The organism is Candidatus Enterococcus ikei (assembly GCF_017316105.1).
Classification (GTDB): Bacteria; Bacillota; Bacilli; order Lactobacillales; family Enterococcaceae; genus Enterococcus_L; species Enterococcus_L ikei.
On record NZ_JAFLWD010000009.1, the window covers coordinates 29,494 to 45,429 of the forward strand.

The 15,936-nt window shown below is 38.6% G+C and carries 16 protein-coding genes; all 16 read left to right on the forward strand.

Features of this window, described 5'->3' with window-relative positions; all coding sequences use genetic code 11:
- The first annotated feature begins 32 nt into the window (after positions 1 to 32).
- The 16 genes from JZO69_RS04210 to gltA all read left to right on the forward strand — a co-directional run bounded on the left by JZO69_RS04210 (position 33) and on the right by gltA (position 15,936).
- Positions 33 to 1,352, forward strand: a complete 1,320-nt coding sequence (locus JZO69_RS04210; protein WP_207111648.1) for a nucleobase:cation symporter-2 family protein — start codon at positions 33 to 35, stop codon at positions 1,350 to 1,352.
- 120 nt (positions 1,353 to 1,472) lie between these two features.
- Positions 1,473 to 1,859, forward strand: a complete 387-nt coding sequence (locus tag JZO69_RS04215; RefSeq protein WP_207111649.1) for a winged helix-turn-helix domain-containing protein — start codon at positions 1,473 to 1,475, stop codon at positions 1,857 to 1,859.
- Positions 1,856 to 2,887, forward strand: coding sequence for an XdhC family protein (locus JZO69_RS04220; protein ID WP_207111650.1), 1,032 nt, complete (start codon positions 1,856 to 1,858; stop codon positions 2,885 to 2,887). Before JZO69_RS04215 ends, JZO69_RS04220 begins: the two co-directional genes overlap by 4 nt.
- 63 nt (positions 2,888 to 2,950) lie before the next feature.
- Positions 2,951 to 4,120 (forward strand): double-cubane-cluster-containing anaerobic reductase, encoded by a 1,170-nt coding sequence (locus JZO69_RS04225; RefSeq protein ID WP_207111651.1) that lies wholly within the window; start codon positions 2,951 to 2,953, stop codon positions 4,118 to 4,120.
- Positions 4,117 to 4,881, forward strand: coding sequence for an acyl-CoA dehydratase activase (locus JZO69_RS04230; protein ID WP_207111652.1), 765 nt, complete (start codon positions 4,117 to 4,119; stop codon positions 4,879 to 4,881). The genes JZO69_RS04225 and JZO69_RS04230 overlap by 4 nt, the downstream gene beginning before the upstream one ends.
- Before the next feature lie 85 nt (positions 4,882 to 4,966).
- The gene (gene xdh / locus JZO69_RS04235; RefSeq protein ID WP_207111653.1) at positions 4,967 to 7,543 is read left to right on the forward strand and encodes a selenium-dependent xanthine dehydrogenase; all 2,577 of its coding nucleotides are present in this window, start codon (positions 4,967 to 4,969) and stop codon (positions 7,541 to 7,543) included.
- A 120-nt stretch (positions 7,544 to 7,663) separates the two neighbouring features.
- The gene (locus JZO69_RS04240) at positions 7,664 to 8,308 is read left to right on the forward strand and encodes an NTP transferase domain-containing protein (protein ID WP_207111654.1); all 645 of its coding nucleotides are present in this window, start codon (positions 7,664 to 7,666) and stop codon (positions 8,306 to 8,308) included.
- On the forward strand, positions 8,256 to 9,413 hold the full coding sequence (sclA, locus tag JZO69_RS04245) for a selenocysteine lyase SclA (protein ID WP_207111655.1): 1,158 nt from the start codon (positions 8,256 to 8,258) through the stop codon (positions 9,411 to 9,413). Before JZO69_RS04240 ends, sclA begins: the two co-directional genes overlap by 53 nt.
- A 12-nt stretch (positions 9,414 to 9,425) precedes the next feature.
- Positions 9,426 to 10,448: a selenide, water dikinase SelD gene (selD, locus tag JZO69_RS04250; RefSeq protein ID WP_207111656.1), complete on the forward strand. Its 1,023-nt coding sequence runs from the start codon at positions 9,426 to 9,428 to the stop codon at positions 10,446 to 10,448.
- Positions 10,449 to 10,464: 16 nt separating this feature from the next.
- Positions 10,465 to 11,055 carry a sulfurtransferase-like selenium metabolism protein YedF gene (yedF, locus tag JZO69_RS04255; protein ID WP_207111657.1) on the forward strand — a complete coding sequence of 197 codons (591 nt, stop codon included), beginning with the start codon at positions 10,465 to 10,467 and terminating at the stop codon, positions 11,053 to 11,055.
- Positions 11,056 to 11,068: 13 nt separating this feature from the next.
- Positions 11,069 to 11,326: a putative Se/S carrier protein gene (locus tag JZO69_RS04260; protein ID WP_207111658.1), complete on the forward strand. Its 258-nt coding sequence runs from the start codon at positions 11,069 to 11,071 to the stop codon at positions 11,324 to 11,326.
- The gene (yqeC, locus tag JZO69_RS04265) at positions 11,314 to 12,042 is read left to right on the forward strand and encodes a selenium cofactor biosynthesis protein YqeC (protein WP_207111659.1); all 729 of its coding nucleotides are present in this window, start codon (positions 11,314 to 11,316) and stop codon (positions 12,040 to 12,042) included. The genes JZO69_RS04260 and yqeC overlap by 13 nt, the downstream gene beginning before the upstream one ends.
- Complete coding sequence (yqeB, locus tag JZO69_RS04270; RefSeq protein ID WP_207111660.1) at positions 12,030 to 12,860, forward strand: selenium-dependent molybdenum cofactor biosynthesis protein YqeB; 831 nt, start codon at positions 12,030 to 12,032, stop codon at positions 12,858 to 12,860. The genes yqeC and yqeB overlap by 13 nt, the downstream gene beginning before the upstream one ends.
- 308 nt (positions 12,861 to 13,168) lie before the next feature.
- Positions 13,169 to 13,612, forward strand: coding sequence for a flavodoxin (locus JZO69_RS04275; protein WP_207111661.1), 444 nt, complete (start codon positions 13,169 to 13,171; stop codon positions 13,610 to 13,612).
- Between the two features lie 64 nt (positions 13,613 to 13,676).
- Entirely contained in the window at positions 13,677 to 14,516 is an 840-nt protein-coding gene (locus JZO69_RS04280; RefSeq protein ID WP_207111662.1) for a sulfide/dihydroorotate dehydrogenase-like FAD/NAD-binding protein, read from the forward strand.
- Positions 14,509 to 15,936 carry an NADPH-dependent glutamate synthase gene (gltA, locus tag JZO69_RS04285; protein WP_207111663.1) on the forward strand — a complete coding sequence of 476 codons (1,428 nt, stop codon included), beginning with the start codon at positions 14,509 to 14,511 and terminating at the stop codon, positions 15,934 to 15,936. The genes JZO69_RS04280 and gltA overlap by 8 nt, the downstream gene beginning before the upstream one ends.

Here is a 15,936-nt window from a genome sequence, read left to right on the forward strand (position 1 = left end):
TTAAAATAAAAAGTGAAGAAGGAAACTTGCCTATGAGTGAAAAAGAAGAAAAAGCATTGTTTGATTACGATGCCAAGTTATCAATCAAAGAAGCCGTTCCAATGGGCTTACAGCACGTAGTAGCAGCAGTAGTGGGAATTGTCACGCCAGGTATCATGATTGCCAAAGTTTGCAATCTAAGCTCTGCCGATACGACGATCATGATTCAAACGTCACTGATTTTCTCAGCCGTAGCAACATTCATTCAGCTGTTTCCGATTTTCGGCAAAGTTGGATCAAGGTTGCCAGTTATGATGGGGGCAAGTTTTGCTTATGTGCCGATTTTAATGGCAATTGGCGGCGATTTTGGGATTGCAGCGATTTTTGGCGCACAGTTAGTTGGCAGTATTTTAGTCATTTTAGTTGGATTATCAATAAAGAAAATTCGAATATTGTTCCCGCCTTTAGTGACGGGCACGGTTATTTTGAGTATTGGCTTGTCTCTTTTTCCAGTTGCGATTAAATATATGGCTGGTGGAGCTGGAAGTCCAGATTTTGGATCAGCGCAAAATTGGTTGGTCGCATTATTGACGTTTGGCGTAGTATTTTACTTTAACTATTTTTCAAAAGGATTTCTTAAATTGTCATCTATCTTAAATGGGATGATTATTGGTTATATTCTCTCTTTAGTTTTAGGTATGGTCAATTTTACTCCAGTTAAAGAAGCAGCTGTTTTTCAAGTGATCACACCGCTTTACTTTGGTTTGGATTTTCAAATCGTGCCGATTTTGACGTTAGTTGTAATGTTTATTGTTGATGCAGTCCAAGCCATCGGGCAGTTTACTGCTACAACTGTTGGGGCGATGGATCGAGAACCTACAGATAAAGAACTTTCCGGTGGTATTATGGGGAGCGGTCTTTCCAACTTTATCGGCAGTTTCTTTGGTTCAGTTCCTGTCGCAACGTTTGGTCAAAATGTCGGTTTAGTCACAGTGACTAGAGTAATCAATAAGTACGTCATGGTGTTTGCTTCGGTTATTTTGTTAGTAGCCGGCTTTGTTCCTAAAGTTGCGTCGATTTTGACCACGATTCCTTATGCGGTGATTGGTGGAGCAACCGTTTCTGTTTTTGCGTCAATTTCAATGACTGGTGTACGGATGATTTCTTCTCAGGAATTGACGCCTAGAAATACTGGTGTTGTGGGAATTTCCTTGGCATTTGGCATTGGTGTTACGTTGTCTGTTGGATGTTTAAGCGGTTTTCCACCTTGGGTAACCACTATTTTTGGTAATTCAGAAGTTATTTTGACTACGATCGTTGCAGTTATTTTGAATGTTTTGCTTAAAGAAGAAAAGCATTTGGCAATCGAATAGAAGAAATGATTTTCTCTTTAAAAGAGATGCAAAAGGTAAATGAATAAACTAATTTATCTTTTGCATTAATTTTTTTAGCAATCGTTATCTTTTTTGAGTATAACGAAAGGAGGTTATGAAATGAAGGCCCAAGAAGCATTTAATTATACGCTTAATTTGAAGTTACGGACGAATCGAATTTTTTTTGGTCCAGGAGTTGTCGAGCTACTTCAACGAATTTCACAAACAGGCTCACTGAATACTGCTGCTAAGCAAATGAGAATGTCGTATAACAAAGCTTGGCGGATGATCAAAAAAGCCGAAGAAGAGCTTGGATATCCACTAATCAATAAAAGTGTTGGTGGCAGTAACGGTGGCGGTTCCACGGTGACAAGCCAAGGCAAACATTTAACAGAAAAATTTTTACTTTTTCAAAAAAAGACGTATCAAATCACGAACCAATATTTTGCAGAAATTTTCAGTGATGAATTACATCCAGAATCAGTAGAGTTGGAGGAAAGAGAATGAGAGAGCTTTTTCTACGATTGAATGAAGCGATCAAACAAAAAGAAGAGACAGTTTTAGTTACCGTTACAGCAAGTTCTGGTTCTACACCAAGAAGTGCGGGAGCTCGAATGTTAGTTGGGAAATCTGGCCGTCTAGCAGGAACAATCGGTGGCGGTGCTATTGAGTTTCGTGCGGAAAAAATTACTAAACAAGTCTTGGAAAAAAAAGAGTCGAAAGCAGAAAAATTTATTTTAGCGCCAAATGACATTGCTGATCTTGGAATGATTTGCGGCGGAAATGTGGATCTCTTTTTTCAATACCTTACTTGGAAAGATCCAAGAATTCACGATATTTGTGAAGAAATCTTAAGACATTTTGAATGCAATCAACAATGCTGGTTGGTTACAGAACTAAGTGCTGAAGGAAAAAACGGTTTTGGCTTGTATAGTTTGGAAAAAGGACTAATTGGAAACATAACTAATAAGTTGCAGGAGGGAATGTTTAAAAGTGGGCAATCGATAGTAGAAATTGAGGGGCGAATTTATTCAGTTGAATCATTACTCCAATCTGGGAAAGTTTTTATCTTTGGTGGCGGACATGTGGCACAAGCGTTGGTACCAGTTTTGAAAAGATTAGAATTTTACTGTGTTGTTCTAGATGATCGCGAACAATTTTTAACCGAAGCAATTTTTCCAGATGCAGATCAGCGGTTGATGATTGATCTAGCCAATATCATGAAGTCGATCCAAATAACCGAGTCAGATTATGCAATTGTTATGACGCGAGGACATCAATTTGATTTTGTCTTGGCAAAACAATTGCTGGAAACAAACGCTCATTATATTGGCGTTATGGGTAGTAAACAAAAAATCGCTGTTCAAATCAGCCGCTTAAAAGAAAGTGGATTTTCGATGAAGGAGATTGAGCGAATAAATATGCCGATCGGTTTAAAAATAAAAGCAGAAACGCCTTCAGAACTTGCAATCAGTGTTGCTGGAGAGTTAATTAAAAAAAGGGCAGAATCATCAAAAGAAAATCAGACTAAATAGAAGTGAGTTAAAATTACCCTAACCAATGCACAATAGAATTTGCCTATTAATGGGAGGTATTTTATGAAAATCAAGACAGAGTTACCTGAAATTTTTGCCGAGTTTGATGATGCGAGACGTCAGGGATTTATCCAAGTCAAAGAACTAAAAGAACAAGGAGTGCCAGTTGTTGGAGTTTATTGTACATTTATGCCAGAAGAAATTATCTTAGCAGCTGATGCGATCCAAATTAGTTTGTGCTCAACCTCTGATGAAACAATTTTGGCAGCAGAAGAGGATCTACCCAGAAACCTTTGCCCATTGATTAAATCCAGTTATGGGTTTGGGAAAACTGATAAATGCCCATTCTTCTATTTTTCTGATTTAGTGGTAGGAGAAACAACGTGTGATGGCAAGAAAAAAATGTATGAATATATGGAAGAATTTAAGCCGCTATATCTAATGAATTTACCGAATGCCCGCAACTCGGCAGCAGCATTTACCTTATGGAAAGATGAAATCATCCGTTTTAAAGAAAAAGTAGAAACATTCCTAGATGTAACGATTACAGAAGAGAGAATACGTGAAGCGATTCGCCAAAAAAACAGAGAACGAACTGCTAGAAAAAACTTTTATGGATTGGGCAAACTAAATCCACCTGCAATCGAAGGCTCCAAAATTTTCAAAGTCATGTACGGTGCAAATTATACCTTTGATAAGGAAAGTCTGATCCAAAAATTAGATGAAACAACAGAAAAAATTTTAGCACAATACCCTGAAAAACATCAGCCAAAGGGTAAACCTAGAATTTTGATCACCGGCTCACCGATGGGCGGCGTAACCGAAAAAGTTATTCGTGCCATCGAAGAAAATGGCGGCACGATTGTTGGCTTTGAAAATTGTACGGTTGCTAAAGCTGTTGAACGATTAGTCGATGAGGAAAAAGAAGATGTTTATGAAGCGTTAGCAGAAAAATACATTGATATCGGTTGTGCTTGTATGTCCAATAACACTAGTCGTTTTGATTTGTTAAGCCAAATGATTGACGAGTATCAAGTAGATGGAGTCTTAGACATGGTGTTACAATCGTGCCATCCATATTCGATCGAAGCGTTAAAAGTCAGACGATTTTGTCAATCAGAAAAAAATGTGCCCTATTTGTATTTAGAGACTGATTATTCTACGGCAGATAACGAACAAATCAATACCCGAGTGACAGCGTTTATAGAAATGTTGGAGGATCGATCATCATGAACGTTATTGGTCTGGATAGTGGATCGACTACGACAAAAGGAGTTCTCTTTGAACAAAATCAACTGGTAAAACAATTTTTGGTACTAACAGCAGGTGATCCCAAAAGAGCAGCTGATCAGGTTCTGACAGCATTAGGCGGCAATGAACAGTCCAAAGTAATTACAACAGGCTATGGTCGCAAGTTATTAAAAGCCGATAAAGCATATACTGAAATCACATGTCATGCTAGGGGAGCTTCTTATTTAAGACCAGGGATTCAAAATGTAATCGATATTGGTGGACAAGATAGTAAAGCTATTTGCATGGACACTGTCGGACATGTGTTGGATTTTAATATGAATGACAAATGTGCAGCTGGAACGGGTCGTTTTGTAGAAGTCTTGATGCAGACTTTGGGTGAAGAGATTGATCAGATTGATTCCTTTGTTGCTTTAGCAAAACCCTTAAAAATCAATAGCATGTGCACTGTATTTGCAGAATCAGAAGTTATTAGCTTGATTGGAAAAGGAGAAAAAAGAGAAGATATAGCCTTAGGCGTGTTACATTCGATTGCTACACGAATCAGTAATCAACATAGACAAATCAAATCTGATCATGGACCAGTCTTCTTTTCAGGCGGTTTATCCCGCAGTAAGAAAATCATAGAACTAGTTGCTGAATATACCCAAAAAGAAGTATACTATGACCAAGAACTTTCACCATATGCAGGTGCAATCGGAGCTGCGTTGCTTGGCATTCAACAAAAAAAGTTTTTTTGCTAAAAAATAATTTTTAGACTGAAATTTTATGGTATAATCATAGTGATTAAAAGCTATACTTATAACAGAAATTGAGGTGTAAAGAAAAATGTATTCATTAGTAGTAAATGGGAAGACTGAAACTTGTGGTACAAATAAGAAGTTGATGGACTTTCTTCGTGAGGATTTAAGGTTGACTGGAACCAAGGATGGGTGTAATCAAGGCTCTTGCGGTGCTTGTACGGTGTTGATTAATGGAAGGGTTTCCAAAGCGTGCTTATTTAGTCTAGAAAAGCTAGAAGGCAAAGAAGTTCTCACGATCGAAGGACTAAGTCAGTCACAAAAAGATGTATATGCTTACGCTTTTGCTAAAACAGGCGCTGTTCAATGTGGCTATTGTATTCCTGGGATTGTGATTTCAGCTCATGGATTGCTTAACAAAAAAGCAGAACCTAGTGATGAAGAAATCCGAAAAGCCATTCGTGGAAATATCTGCCGTTGTACAGGCTATGTAAAAATTGTTGAAGCCATTCAACTAGCTGCCAAAATGATTCGTGAAGAGTTGAGCATTCCAAACGAGCATTCAAATGGAAAACTAGGTGAAGATTTCAAACGAGTAGATGCAGTTGAAAAAACGTTAGGCACAGGGCTATATGTGGATGATATCACGGTTGAAGGTATGCTTCATGCATCAGCTGTCCGAAGTGAATATCCACGAGCTAAAGTCTTAAAGATCAATACAAGCAAAGCCAGAGAACATCCAGAATGTGTGGCAGTGCTGACCGCTAAAGATGTGCCAGGAAATAATAAAATTGGGCATTTAGAGTTCATTTCTGATTGGGATGTCATGATACCAGAAGGCGAAATCACTCGTTATGTGGGTGACGCAATTGCATTAGTTGTTTCAAAAAATAAAGAAACTTTAGAGGAAATCAAAGAGCTAGTGGAAGTTGATTATGAAGAACTGACACCAATAATCACATGTGAAGAGGCCTTAGCAGAAAATGCAGAGTTGATCCATGAAAAAGGCAATGTTTTATCTCATGAGCATCTTACTCGCGGAAATGCTGACGAGCAGTTGGCCGCATCTAAATATGTGGTGACCCAACATTATTCCGTTCCAATCAACGAACACGCATTCATGGAACCAGAGTGTGCAATTGCAATGCCAGAAGGTGAATCGGGTATTTTACTTTATAGCGCAGGTCAAAGTATCTATGATGAACAGCGGGAAGTTGCACGGATGTTAGGTGTCGAAAAAGAAAAGATTCATGTTCAAGCCAAACTTGTGGGTGGTGGTTTTGGTGGAAAAGAAGATATGAGTGTTCAGCACCATGCCTCACTTGCAGCTTGGTGTTTGCAAAAGCCAGTGAAAGTATTACTTAGCCGTCAAGAAAGCTTGATGATTCATCCTAAACGGCACGGTATGGAAATGGACTTTACTACAGGTTGTGATGCTGAAGGGAATTTAACTGCGATGAAAGCTGTGATTTATGCTGATACTGGGGCATACGCTTCTTTAGGTGGTCCAGTTCTTCAACGGGCATGTACACATGCGGCCGGTCCTTACAAATATCAAGATATTGATGTGGAAGGATTTGCTGTATATACGAATAATCCGCCAGCGGGAGCTTTTAGAGGGTTCGGCGTTTGCCAAACTGCGTTTGCGATTGAAAGTAATCTCAATTTATTAGCAGAAAAAGTTGGGATCTCTCAATGGGATATCCGTTATAAGAATGCAGTTGAACCAGGTGATTCTTTACCAAATGGTCAGTTGGTTTCAAAAAATGCAGCGTTGAAAGAAACGTTATTAGCTGTTAAAGAAGCCTATGAAAATGCTGAGATTGCTGGAATTTCCTGTTTCTTTAAAAATAGCGGGATCGGTGTTGGCTTATCTGATGTTGGTCGTTGTATTGTTTCAGTAGAAGACGGTAAAGTCCACGTAAGAACCAGTGCGGCTTGTATCGGTCAAGGCATGGCAACTGTAACAACACAAGTTGCCTGTGAAACATTGGATCTACCACCAGAAATGATCATTGCAGAAGCACCAGATACGCGTCGAACACCAGATTCTGGTACAACAACAGCTTCTAGACAATCCTTGTTTACAGGTGAAGCAACGAGAAGAGCTGCGATGCAATTGCGCTATGAGCTAGATATGGGACGTGCTTTATCTGATTTAGAAGGACAAGAATTTTACGGAGAATATTCAGCTAAGACAGATCCATTGATCAATGATAAGAAAAGTCCCGTTAGTCACGCAGGTTATGGATATGCAGCTGAAGTGGCAATATTAGATGAAAAAGGCAAAGTCGAAAAATTTGTTGCCGCTTATGATATGGGTCAAGTCGTTAATCCAAAAGCCGCAGAAGGACAAATTGAAGGTGGAATCGTGATGGGTATGGGATATGCTTTAACAGAAAAATTTGTTATGGAAGATGGGTATGTTAAGGCAAAATATGCTACGTTAGGTCTACTAAATGCGGTCCAAGTACCACCAATCGAGACAATTTTAGTTCAAGCCAAAAACATTCATGATGGTTTAGCTTATGGGATCAAAGGTGTGGGAGAATTGGCAACGATTCCAACTGCACCAGCTTTAGCAGGTGCTTACTATGCTTTAGACGGAAAATTAAGACCTACATTACCAATGGAAGACACGTTCTACCAAAAAAAGAAAAAATAACTAAACGATTCTGTGATGCGCTTAAAAAACGACGCACAAAGGCGCAAAAAACGCATCCGATTAAAATAAAATTGGGTGCGTTTTTATCATAATGATTGAATAAATCAAAGGAGCAGACGAATGCTGAAAATAAGTGCAATCATCATGGCATCAGGATGTTCTTCAAGAATGGGGACAAATAAGCTATTTCTTGATTATCAAGGAGAAAGCTTTTTAGAACGCACACTAAAACTTACGAAAGAAGTCGCTTTTTTTGAACGGATCTTAGTCATTTCACCTGAAAATTTGCAGGGATTAACTCTGCCTAAAGATCTAAAAGTTATTCAAAATACAGAAGCAAAAAAAGGGCAAAGTTCAAGTGTTCGTTTAGGAACAAAAGTTGCTTCAGGACAGGGCTATCTCTATTTTCCAATCGATCAGCCGTTATTAAATCAAGAATTACTTGAATCACTTTTTTCTGCGTATTCAAAAGAGACGATCGTTTTTCCTGTGGATCAACTAGATGCTCCGTGCAGCCCAATTTTCTTTGGTGAAAAGTTTCGCTCGGAATTACTTAAGGTCACTGGAAGTGCCGGTGGACGTTGTGTTCGTAAGAATCATCCAGAAGCTTGGCGAAAAATCCAAGTAAAAACGCCTGAATACTTGATAGATATCGATACACCAGAAGAATATCAACGATTGATCGATCAAAACGCTGGGAAGGGAAATAAAAATGAAACAGCCAGTTTATTTAAATCATGCAGCCACGTCAAACCACAAATTTAAGGCGACAGTCAATGAATTGTGCCAATACTTAGTAGCCAATAACAATTTAAATACAAATCGTAGTTCACAAAATATAAATGAACTTGAATTGATTTTTGAAACTCGTCAATCTTTAGCCAAGTTTTTCAACGCACCTGATCCAGCACATATTATTTTTACGGCAAACGCAACGATGTCGCTAAACATGATTTTAAATGGTTTATTAAAATCCGGGGATCATGTTTTGACGACAGCGGTAGAGCATAATGCTGTTGCCCGAACGTTGTATTTGCTGGAAACTGAGCATAATGTTTCTGTGGCTCATTTATTTTGTGAAGCTGATGGACAGCTTGATCCTAGACAAATGGAATCGATGATCCGACCAGAAACCAAAGTTATGGTGATGACTCATGCATCGAACGTTTTAGGAACGATTTTGCCCGTGAAAGAGTGTTTTAAAATAGCGAAGTCCCATGGCATCCTAACCGTTTTGGACAGTGCGCAAACAGCAGGTTTTTTGCCGATAGATATGGAAGCTATGTTTATTGATGTTTTAGCGTTCACAGGACATAAAAGTTTGATGGGAATTTCTGGTATCGGTGGATTTGCTTTAGGTAAAAATGTAGAAAACTTACTCGATCCTTGGGTGAGTGGCGGAACAGGCAGCGCTTCGTTATCTTTTAGGCAACCTGATTTTTTACCTGATAAATTTGAACCAGGGACACTGAATACATTAGGAATTTTAAGCTTAAAAAGTTCACTTCAAGAGATTCAAAATATTGGGTTAAAGACGATTGCAATGCATGAAAGAACATTAACAGAACGATTTTTAACTGGGTTACAAGGATTACCAATTCGTATTTTAGGTGGGAAGAATGCAATCAATTCTGTACCTGTGGTTTCGGTCACAGCCCCAAATATTGATCCAGGAGAACTTGCTCAGTTGTTATTTGACCGCTATCAAATCATTACCAGATCGGGGTTACATTGCTCACCTTTAGCACATCAAACGGCTGGCACCGTACAAAGTGGGGCTGTTCGCTTTAGTTTTGGTTGGCAAACAACGACTGAGGAAATCGATTATACATTAGCGGCATTAAAAGACATTTTATTAGAAAATCGGTAAAGGAGAAAAAAGATGGATTTTTTATCTCAATGTACATCTGGCGGGTGTGGAGCTAAAATTGGCCCCGATGAATTAGCTGGTTTTTTAAGCAAATTGCCTAAATTTTCAGATGACAAACTTATAGTAGATTTTGATTCAGCAGATGATGCCGCCATTTACCAAATATCTGAAAATCTGGCTTTGATTTCTACGGTAGATTTTTTCTCTCCCATGGTGGAAGATCCGCGCACATTTGGTAGAATTGCTGCAGCCAATGCAATGAGTGATGTGTATGCGATGGGTGGCGAGGTGCTTTTTGCTTTAAATCTTGTGTGTCTTCCAGAAAAGCTAGACAAGCAGGTTCTTTCAGAAATTCTTTATGGAGGGGCTGAAAAACTAAAAGAAGCACAAGCCTCATTAGCTGGCGGACATTCGATTTATGATCATGAACCTAAGTATGGATTAGCTGTGACAGGTCAAGTCGATCCTCAAAAAATAATTCATAATAACACGCCTCAAGTGGGCGATGTTTTGATTCTTACCAAAGCTCTTGGCGTTGGGTTAATTCAGTCTGCAGTTAGAGGCGGAGTGGCTACCCGAAAAGCAGAACAAGCCGCAATTGCTTCTATGGAGCGGTTAAATAAATATGCTGCAGAAAAGATGCGTGCGTTTTCTGTCAATGCTTGTACAGATGTTACTGGATTTGGTCTGCTGGTACATGCATCAGAAATGGCTGGAGAAACAGTCACCTTTGTAATTGATACAGAGCAATTACCACTTTTACCTGAGGCATATATGTATGCGGAAGAATTTTTAGCGACTGCTGCAGGACAGAGAAATCGTCAATTTATGGAAGAAAAAGTTGATTTAACTTATGTTAAACCAGCTTTCCAAGAGCTGTTGTTCGATCCGCAAACTTCGGGTGGTTTATTGCTAAGTATTCCAGCAGAACAAGCTATAGAATGCCTTGAATCCATCCAAAAAGATGATCCAATAGCGACGATCATTGGGGAAGTTTGCGAAAAAGAATCCAATCAGTCCATCATTATTTTATGAGAAAGAAGGAACCAAGATGAAAAAGATCAATGCGCTAGGAAAACCTTGTCCAATTCCTGTGATCGAAGCCAAAAAAGCGATTCGAGAGATACAAAGCATTGGAGGAACTGTAGAAATTTTAGTTGATAATGAAGTTGCTGTTAAAAATATTGAGAAGATGACTACGGGATTAGGCCTAAAAACTACTCATGAGACGTTGGATTTAGATGAAATCTTGATTGAAATAACAGTACCTAATGGACAAGAACAAAACAGACCAGAAGATACTGCGAGTGAAGTAGTGATTGCTTTTGGCAGAAAAACCATGGGCGATGGCGATCCAGATTTAGGGGAAGTATTACTAAAGAGCTACATTTATTCTTTGACGGAATTAGATACGCCACCAGAACATTTACTATTTTTCAATAGCGGGGCGTTTTTAACGAATCAACAATCTAGTGTGTTGAACGATCTAAAGGTTTTGTTGGAAAAGGGGACGCAAATAAGTACGTGCGGTGCTTGTTTGGACTTTTACCAGCTCAAAGAAACGTTAGCTATTGGAGAAATAACGAATATGTATGGAATCACAGAAGTAATGGCACAAGCAAAAAAAGTTATTAATTTTTAATGAGGTGAAAAAAATGGATTATCTATTAACTTTTCAAAATACTCATTACGCCATTCATGGTGAAAAAACATTAATGAATACAAACATTTCTGTTTCGGTGATGGCTTTACCAACTAGTCTAGGTGATTTTTGTGGGATTTGTCTACGGTTAGCGGCGCAAGATTTAGCCGTTGGGTGTGAATGTTTGAAAGCTGAAAATGTACCGATTGAAGCTATTTTTAAAATCGAGAGCAGAAATAATGAAAGGACGTATACGCCATGTCTCCTTTGATCGACTGTTTTGAATTTCAAAAACATCATGTCATTTCATTGATTGGCAGTGGGGGAAAAACAAGCTTAATGTGGTATCTAGCTAATGGCTATCGAAAAGAAAAAGTTTTGGTTAGTACAACCACGAAAATCGGATATCCCATTGATCGGCCGTATGATTATTTTTATAGTGAAGATTTTTCAAACATGGGTCAAGATGGGCAAGGTATTACATTAGCCGGATCGTATACAGCCAATAAATATAAATTAAGCGCACCACCCATTGATTTTCAGGAATCTTTTCATAAATTTGACAAGGTGTTTCTTGAAGCAGACGGTTCCAAGCAGTTGCCGTTAAAAGGCTGGGAGACTTTCGAACCTGTTATTTTACCAGAAACAACTGTAACGGTCGGTTTACTTCCAATTTCAGTTTTAGGCAAGTCTCTTGACCAAACAACGGTTCATCGATTGCCACTTTTTACACGAGCAACTGGCATTGAAGCTGGCGAAAAAATCAAAGAAGAAACGTTAGCAGAAATTATTTCCAGTCCTACAGGATTATTTGCAAAAAGCCAAGGGCAGCGCATTTTATGTATCAATCAAGTAGAAACATCCGAACAACTATTTCAGGCAAAAAAAGTGTTTTCTTTACTTCCAAATATGTTATTAAAACGATTGAGTAAAGTGATAGCCTGTAATGTTCAGTCGGGAGAAGGGACGATCTTATGGGAAAGGTGAAATCAGGAATATCTGACACGATCATTGCTGTTCGCGGTGGTGGAGACTTAGCCACGGGCGTTATCCAAAAATTAGTTCACGCAGGTTTTAAAGTAGTCGTTTTAGAAACAGCCCAACCACTTGCGATTCGTCGAACTGTAGCATTATGTAATGCTGTCTTTCAAAATAAACAGCAGGTAGAAGATCTAGAAGCAGTTTTAGTTACCTCCGTTCAAGAATGCTATGAGAGTTGGCGAAAGAATCAAGTTCCGGTGCTGATCGATCCCAATGCGAATTCGCTAGCGATGCTCAACCCACAAGTTTTAGTCGATGCAATTTTAGCTAAAAGAAATTTAGGTACAAAAAAATCAATGGCTCCTATCACAATCGCTTTAGGACCAGGATTTTCAGCACCAACAGATGTTGATGTCGTGATTGAAACGATGAGAGGACATTACTTAGGGCGCTTATATTTTGAGGGTGGAGCTATACCTAATACTGGAATTCCTGGAGAAATTGGCGGAAAAAGTGCAGAACGAGTCATTCACTCACCAGCATCAGGCAATGTCAAACATGCTAAAAAGATTGGTGATGTCGTCAAAAAAGGGGAAGTACTTTGTTATGTTGATCAAATGGCCGTTCACTCTCCATTGGATGGTGTTCTAAGAGGCTTGATTTCAGATCAAGTCAATTGTTCTGAAGGCTTAAAATGTGGCGATGTAGATCCACGGCCGGTCGACCAAGTCGACTGCTTTACGATATCAGATAAAGCTAGAGCTTTGGGTGGTGCAGTTTTGGAAGCTGTTTTCATGTTAGGCAGGCAGAAAAAGTTATTTTAAAAAATATAGAAGTTAACTATTAAAAAAAGAAGCTAAAAATTATTTTTTTTACCTAAAAAATATTGTTACTAAGGATAAATGTATGGTATAGTGTAAGTGAAGTTTTATGAATACTCTGTTTCTTAAAAAAAGAAAGCGTTTTTTTAATTTTCTAATATGTGAAAAAGGTAATTTGAATAGAGAACGTCTTTCAAAGATTCTCAGGTTAAAGAGTTTTTGCTAATAAGTATGAAAAGAATGAAAAGGGTTACAAATGAACTTTTTATTCTTGAAAATATTTTGTAAAAAAGATGAGAGGATGAGTAAATATGGCATTAGTAAAAATCGTTTATGCAAGTATGACTGGCAATACAGAGGAGATTTCAGAAATTTTGGAAAATACTGTTCAAGAAGCAGGATTTGATGTAGAAAGAGAAGAATGTTCTGAAGTAGATGTTGATTTTTTTGATGATGCTGATGCATGTGTGATCGCAACATATACTTATGGTGACGGTGAATTACCGTTTGAGTTTGAAGACTTTTATGATGAATTAGAAGAAAAAGATTTAGCAGGGAAAATATTCGGTGTTGTTGGGTCTGGTGATCGTGAATATGGGGATTTATTCTGTAAATCTGCTCATGATTTTGTGGCAACATTGGAGAAAACAGGAGCAAAAAAAGTAGCCGAAACGGTTGAAATCGAAAATAATGCAGAAGAAGAAGATATCGAGGCACTGAAAAAATTTGTAAAAGAATTAACAGCAGGTTTGTAAAGAGAAGCTAAAGTCGTATGAAAGAAGGAAATGTGAATGCATTCATTCATTAACGGTGGTTCATATGTATAAGATAACCCGAAGTGAGCAACTTTCAAAAAATGAATACGATTTTTGGATCGAAGCCCCTCGAATTGCTGCTAAAGCTCAACCAGGTCAATTTGTTATTTTGCGGATCAATGAACTTGGCGAACGAATTCCATTGACGATCGCAGATACTGAACCTTCTAAAGGAATTATTCGTTTGGTTTTTCAAGTAATCGGCAAGACAACAGCTGAACTTGGCAAACTTAGTACTGGCGATTCCATTTTAGATTTAACTGGACCGCTAGGCATGCCAACAGAAATAAAAAATTACGGTACAGTGATGATCGTAGGAGGTGGCGTAGGAATTGCAGCGATTTTCCCAATCTTAAAAAGCTTGAAAAAAGCTGGAAATCGAGTGGTTACAATTCTCGGTGCCAAAACTTCGGAACTAGTTATTCTTCAAGAAGAATGTCGTCAATATTCTGATGAATTGATTATCACAACAGATGATGGCACGCTTGGAATGAAAGGACTTGTAACGCAAGCTATGGAACAAGTGATTGCAAAAGAATCGATCAACTGTAGTTGGGCGATTGGACCAAGCATGATGATGAAATTTTGTACAATGACTGCAACCAAACATGATTTACCAATCTATGTTTCTTTGAATCCAATCATGATCGATGGAACTGGTATGTGCGGTGGTTGTCGTGTAACTATTGATGGCAACATCAAATTTGCCTGTGTTGATGGTCCGGAATTTAAAGGAACAGAAGTCAATTGGGATGAATTTATCAGTCGAATGAAACAATATGCGACCGAAGAAGAAACATCCTTGGCGGATTATCAAAAAGTGCAGGTGATCTCTCATGGCTAGAAGAAGCAGAACTAAAACACCAATTGCTGAACAAAAACCAGCAATTCGAAAATCGAATTTTGACGAAGTCTGTTTAGGCTATACGATTGAAGAAGGGCAAGCTGAAGCAATTCGTTGTCTACAATGTAAAAACGCACCATGTATTGCTAGCTGCCCAGTGATGATCGATATTCCAGGATTTATAGTAGCGATTAAAGAAGGTAATATGGAAGCAGCAGCAGCTGTTTTAGGCAAATATACGAATCTTCCGGCAATCTGCGGTAGAGTTTGTCCTCAAGAAAAGCAATGTGAGAAAGTCTGTAAATTAGGAATGGCTAAAAATTTTGAACCAGTAGCGATTGGTAAACTGGAACGTTTAGTGGCTGATTGGGCTTTAGAAAATCAAGATTTTACTAAACTTATTCAAAGTGATCAGCCAAAAATCGGTAAAATCGCTGTGATTGGCTCCGGTCCGTCTGGATTGACAGTTGCAGGTGATTTAGCCAAATTGAATTATGAAGTTATCATTTACGAAGCTTTACATGAATCTGGTGGTGTCTTGACTTATGGCATTCCAGAATTTAGATTGCCTAAAAGAATTGTAAAAAAAGAAATCGAAAGTATTGAAGCTTTAGGTGTGACGATCGAAACCAATGTTGTTGTTGGCAAGACAATCACTATGGAAGAAATCATCAACGAATTTGATGCTTGTTACATTTCTGTTGGAGCTGGAGCGCCTAACTTTATGGGGATTCCTGGAACAGCTTTGAATGGAGTCTATTCTTCTAGTGAATATTTGACACGAATCAATTTGATGCATAGTTATGACTTTCCAAACTATGATACACCAATCAAACGATCCAAAAATGTTGTTGTGATCGGCGGCGGAAATGTTGCTATGGATGCAGCACGATCAGCGAAACGTTTAGGTGCAGAAAAAGTTAGTATCGTCTATCGCAGATCGCTTGAAGAACTGCCGGCACGCATCGAAGAATATCATCATTCTGTCGAAGAAGAGATTGAGTATTATTGGCTAACCAATCCAATTGAATATATAAACAATGGCAATGGCGATTTAAATGGTGTGAAATGCATCGAAATGGAGCTAGGCGAACCAGATGAATCAGGAAGGCGCCGTCCTGTTCCAATTAAAAATAGTGAATTTATTATCGAAGCTGACACAGTGATCGAAGCAATCGGTCAAGGGTCCAATAAAGTGTTGTTATCCACTTTCCCAGAACTTAAATTAACAAAATGGGGTTACATTGAGGCGGATCCAAAAACGGGAGCAACATCGATTCCCGGCATCTTTGCCGGCGGAGATATCGTTACAGGTGCAGCAACAGTGATTTTGGCCATGGGTGCTGGAAAAGTTGCTGCTGTAGAGATAGACAATTATGTGCGAGAGAAAAAGAAAACGCCCGTAACAACAAAAGTCTGA

Bases quoted from the DNA above. Each gene is read 5' to 3' on its own strand.
- selD (WP_207111656.1), top strand. From the start codon at position 9,426: ATGGATTTTTTATCTCAATGTACATCTGGCGGGTGTGGAGCTAAAATT.
- JZO69_RS04215 (WP_207111649.1), top strand. From the start codon at position 1,473: ATGAAGGCCCAAGAAGCATTTAATTATACGCTTAATTTGAAGTTACGG.
- JZO69_RS04260 (WP_207111658.1), top strand. From the start codon at position 11,069: ATGGATTATCTATTAACTTTTCAAAATACTCATTACGCCATTCATGGT.
- JZO69_RS04220 (WP_207111650.1), top strand. From the start codon at position 1,856: ATGAGAGAGCTTTTTCTACGATTGAATGAAGCGATCAAACAAAAAGAA.
- JZO69_RS04225 (WP_207111651.1), top strand. From the start codon at position 2,951: ATGAAAATCAAGACAGAGTTACCTGAAATTTTTGCCGAGTTTGATGAT.
- JZO69_RS04275 (WP_207111661.1), top strand. From the start codon at position 13,169: ATGGCATTAGTAAAAATCGTTTATGCAAGTATGACTGGCAATACAGAG.
- JZO69_RS04230 (WP_207111652.1), top strand. From the start codon at position 4,117: ATGAACGTTATTGGTCTGGATAGTGGATCGACTACGACAAAAGGAGTT.
- gltA (WP_207111663.1), top strand. From the start codon at position 14,509: ATGGCTAGAAGAAGCAGAACTAAAACACCAATTGCTGAACAAAAACCA.
- yqeC (WP_207111659.1), top strand. From the start codon at position 11,314: ATGTCTCCTTTGATCGACTGTTTTGAATTTCAAAAACATCATGTCATT.
- JZO69_RS04280 (WP_207111662.1), top strand. From the start codon at position 13,677: ATGTATAAGATAACCCGAAGTGAGCAACTTTCAAAAAATGAATACGAT.
- sclA (WP_207111655.1), top strand. From the start codon at position 8,256: ATGAAACAGCCAGTTTATTTAAATCATGCAGCCACGTCAAACCACAAA.
- yqeB (WP_207111660.1), top strand. From the start codon at position 12,030: ATGGGAAAGGTGAAATCAGGAATATCTGACACGATCATTGCTGTTCGC.
- JZO69_RS04240 (WP_207111654.1), top strand. From the start codon at position 7,664: ATGCTGAAAATAAGTGCAATCATCATGGCATCAGGATGTTCTTCAAGA.
- JZO69_RS04210 (WP_207111648.1), top strand. From the start codon at position 33: ATGAGTGAAAAAGAAGAAAAAGCATTGTTTGATTACGATGCCAAGTTA.
- yedF (WP_207111657.1), top strand. From the start codon at position 10,465: ATGAAAAAGATCAATGCGCTAGGAAAACCTTGTCCAATTCCTGTGATC.
- xdh (WP_207111653.1), top strand. From the start codon at position 4,967: ATGTATTCATTAGTAGTAAATGGGAAGACTGAAACTTGTGGTACAAAT.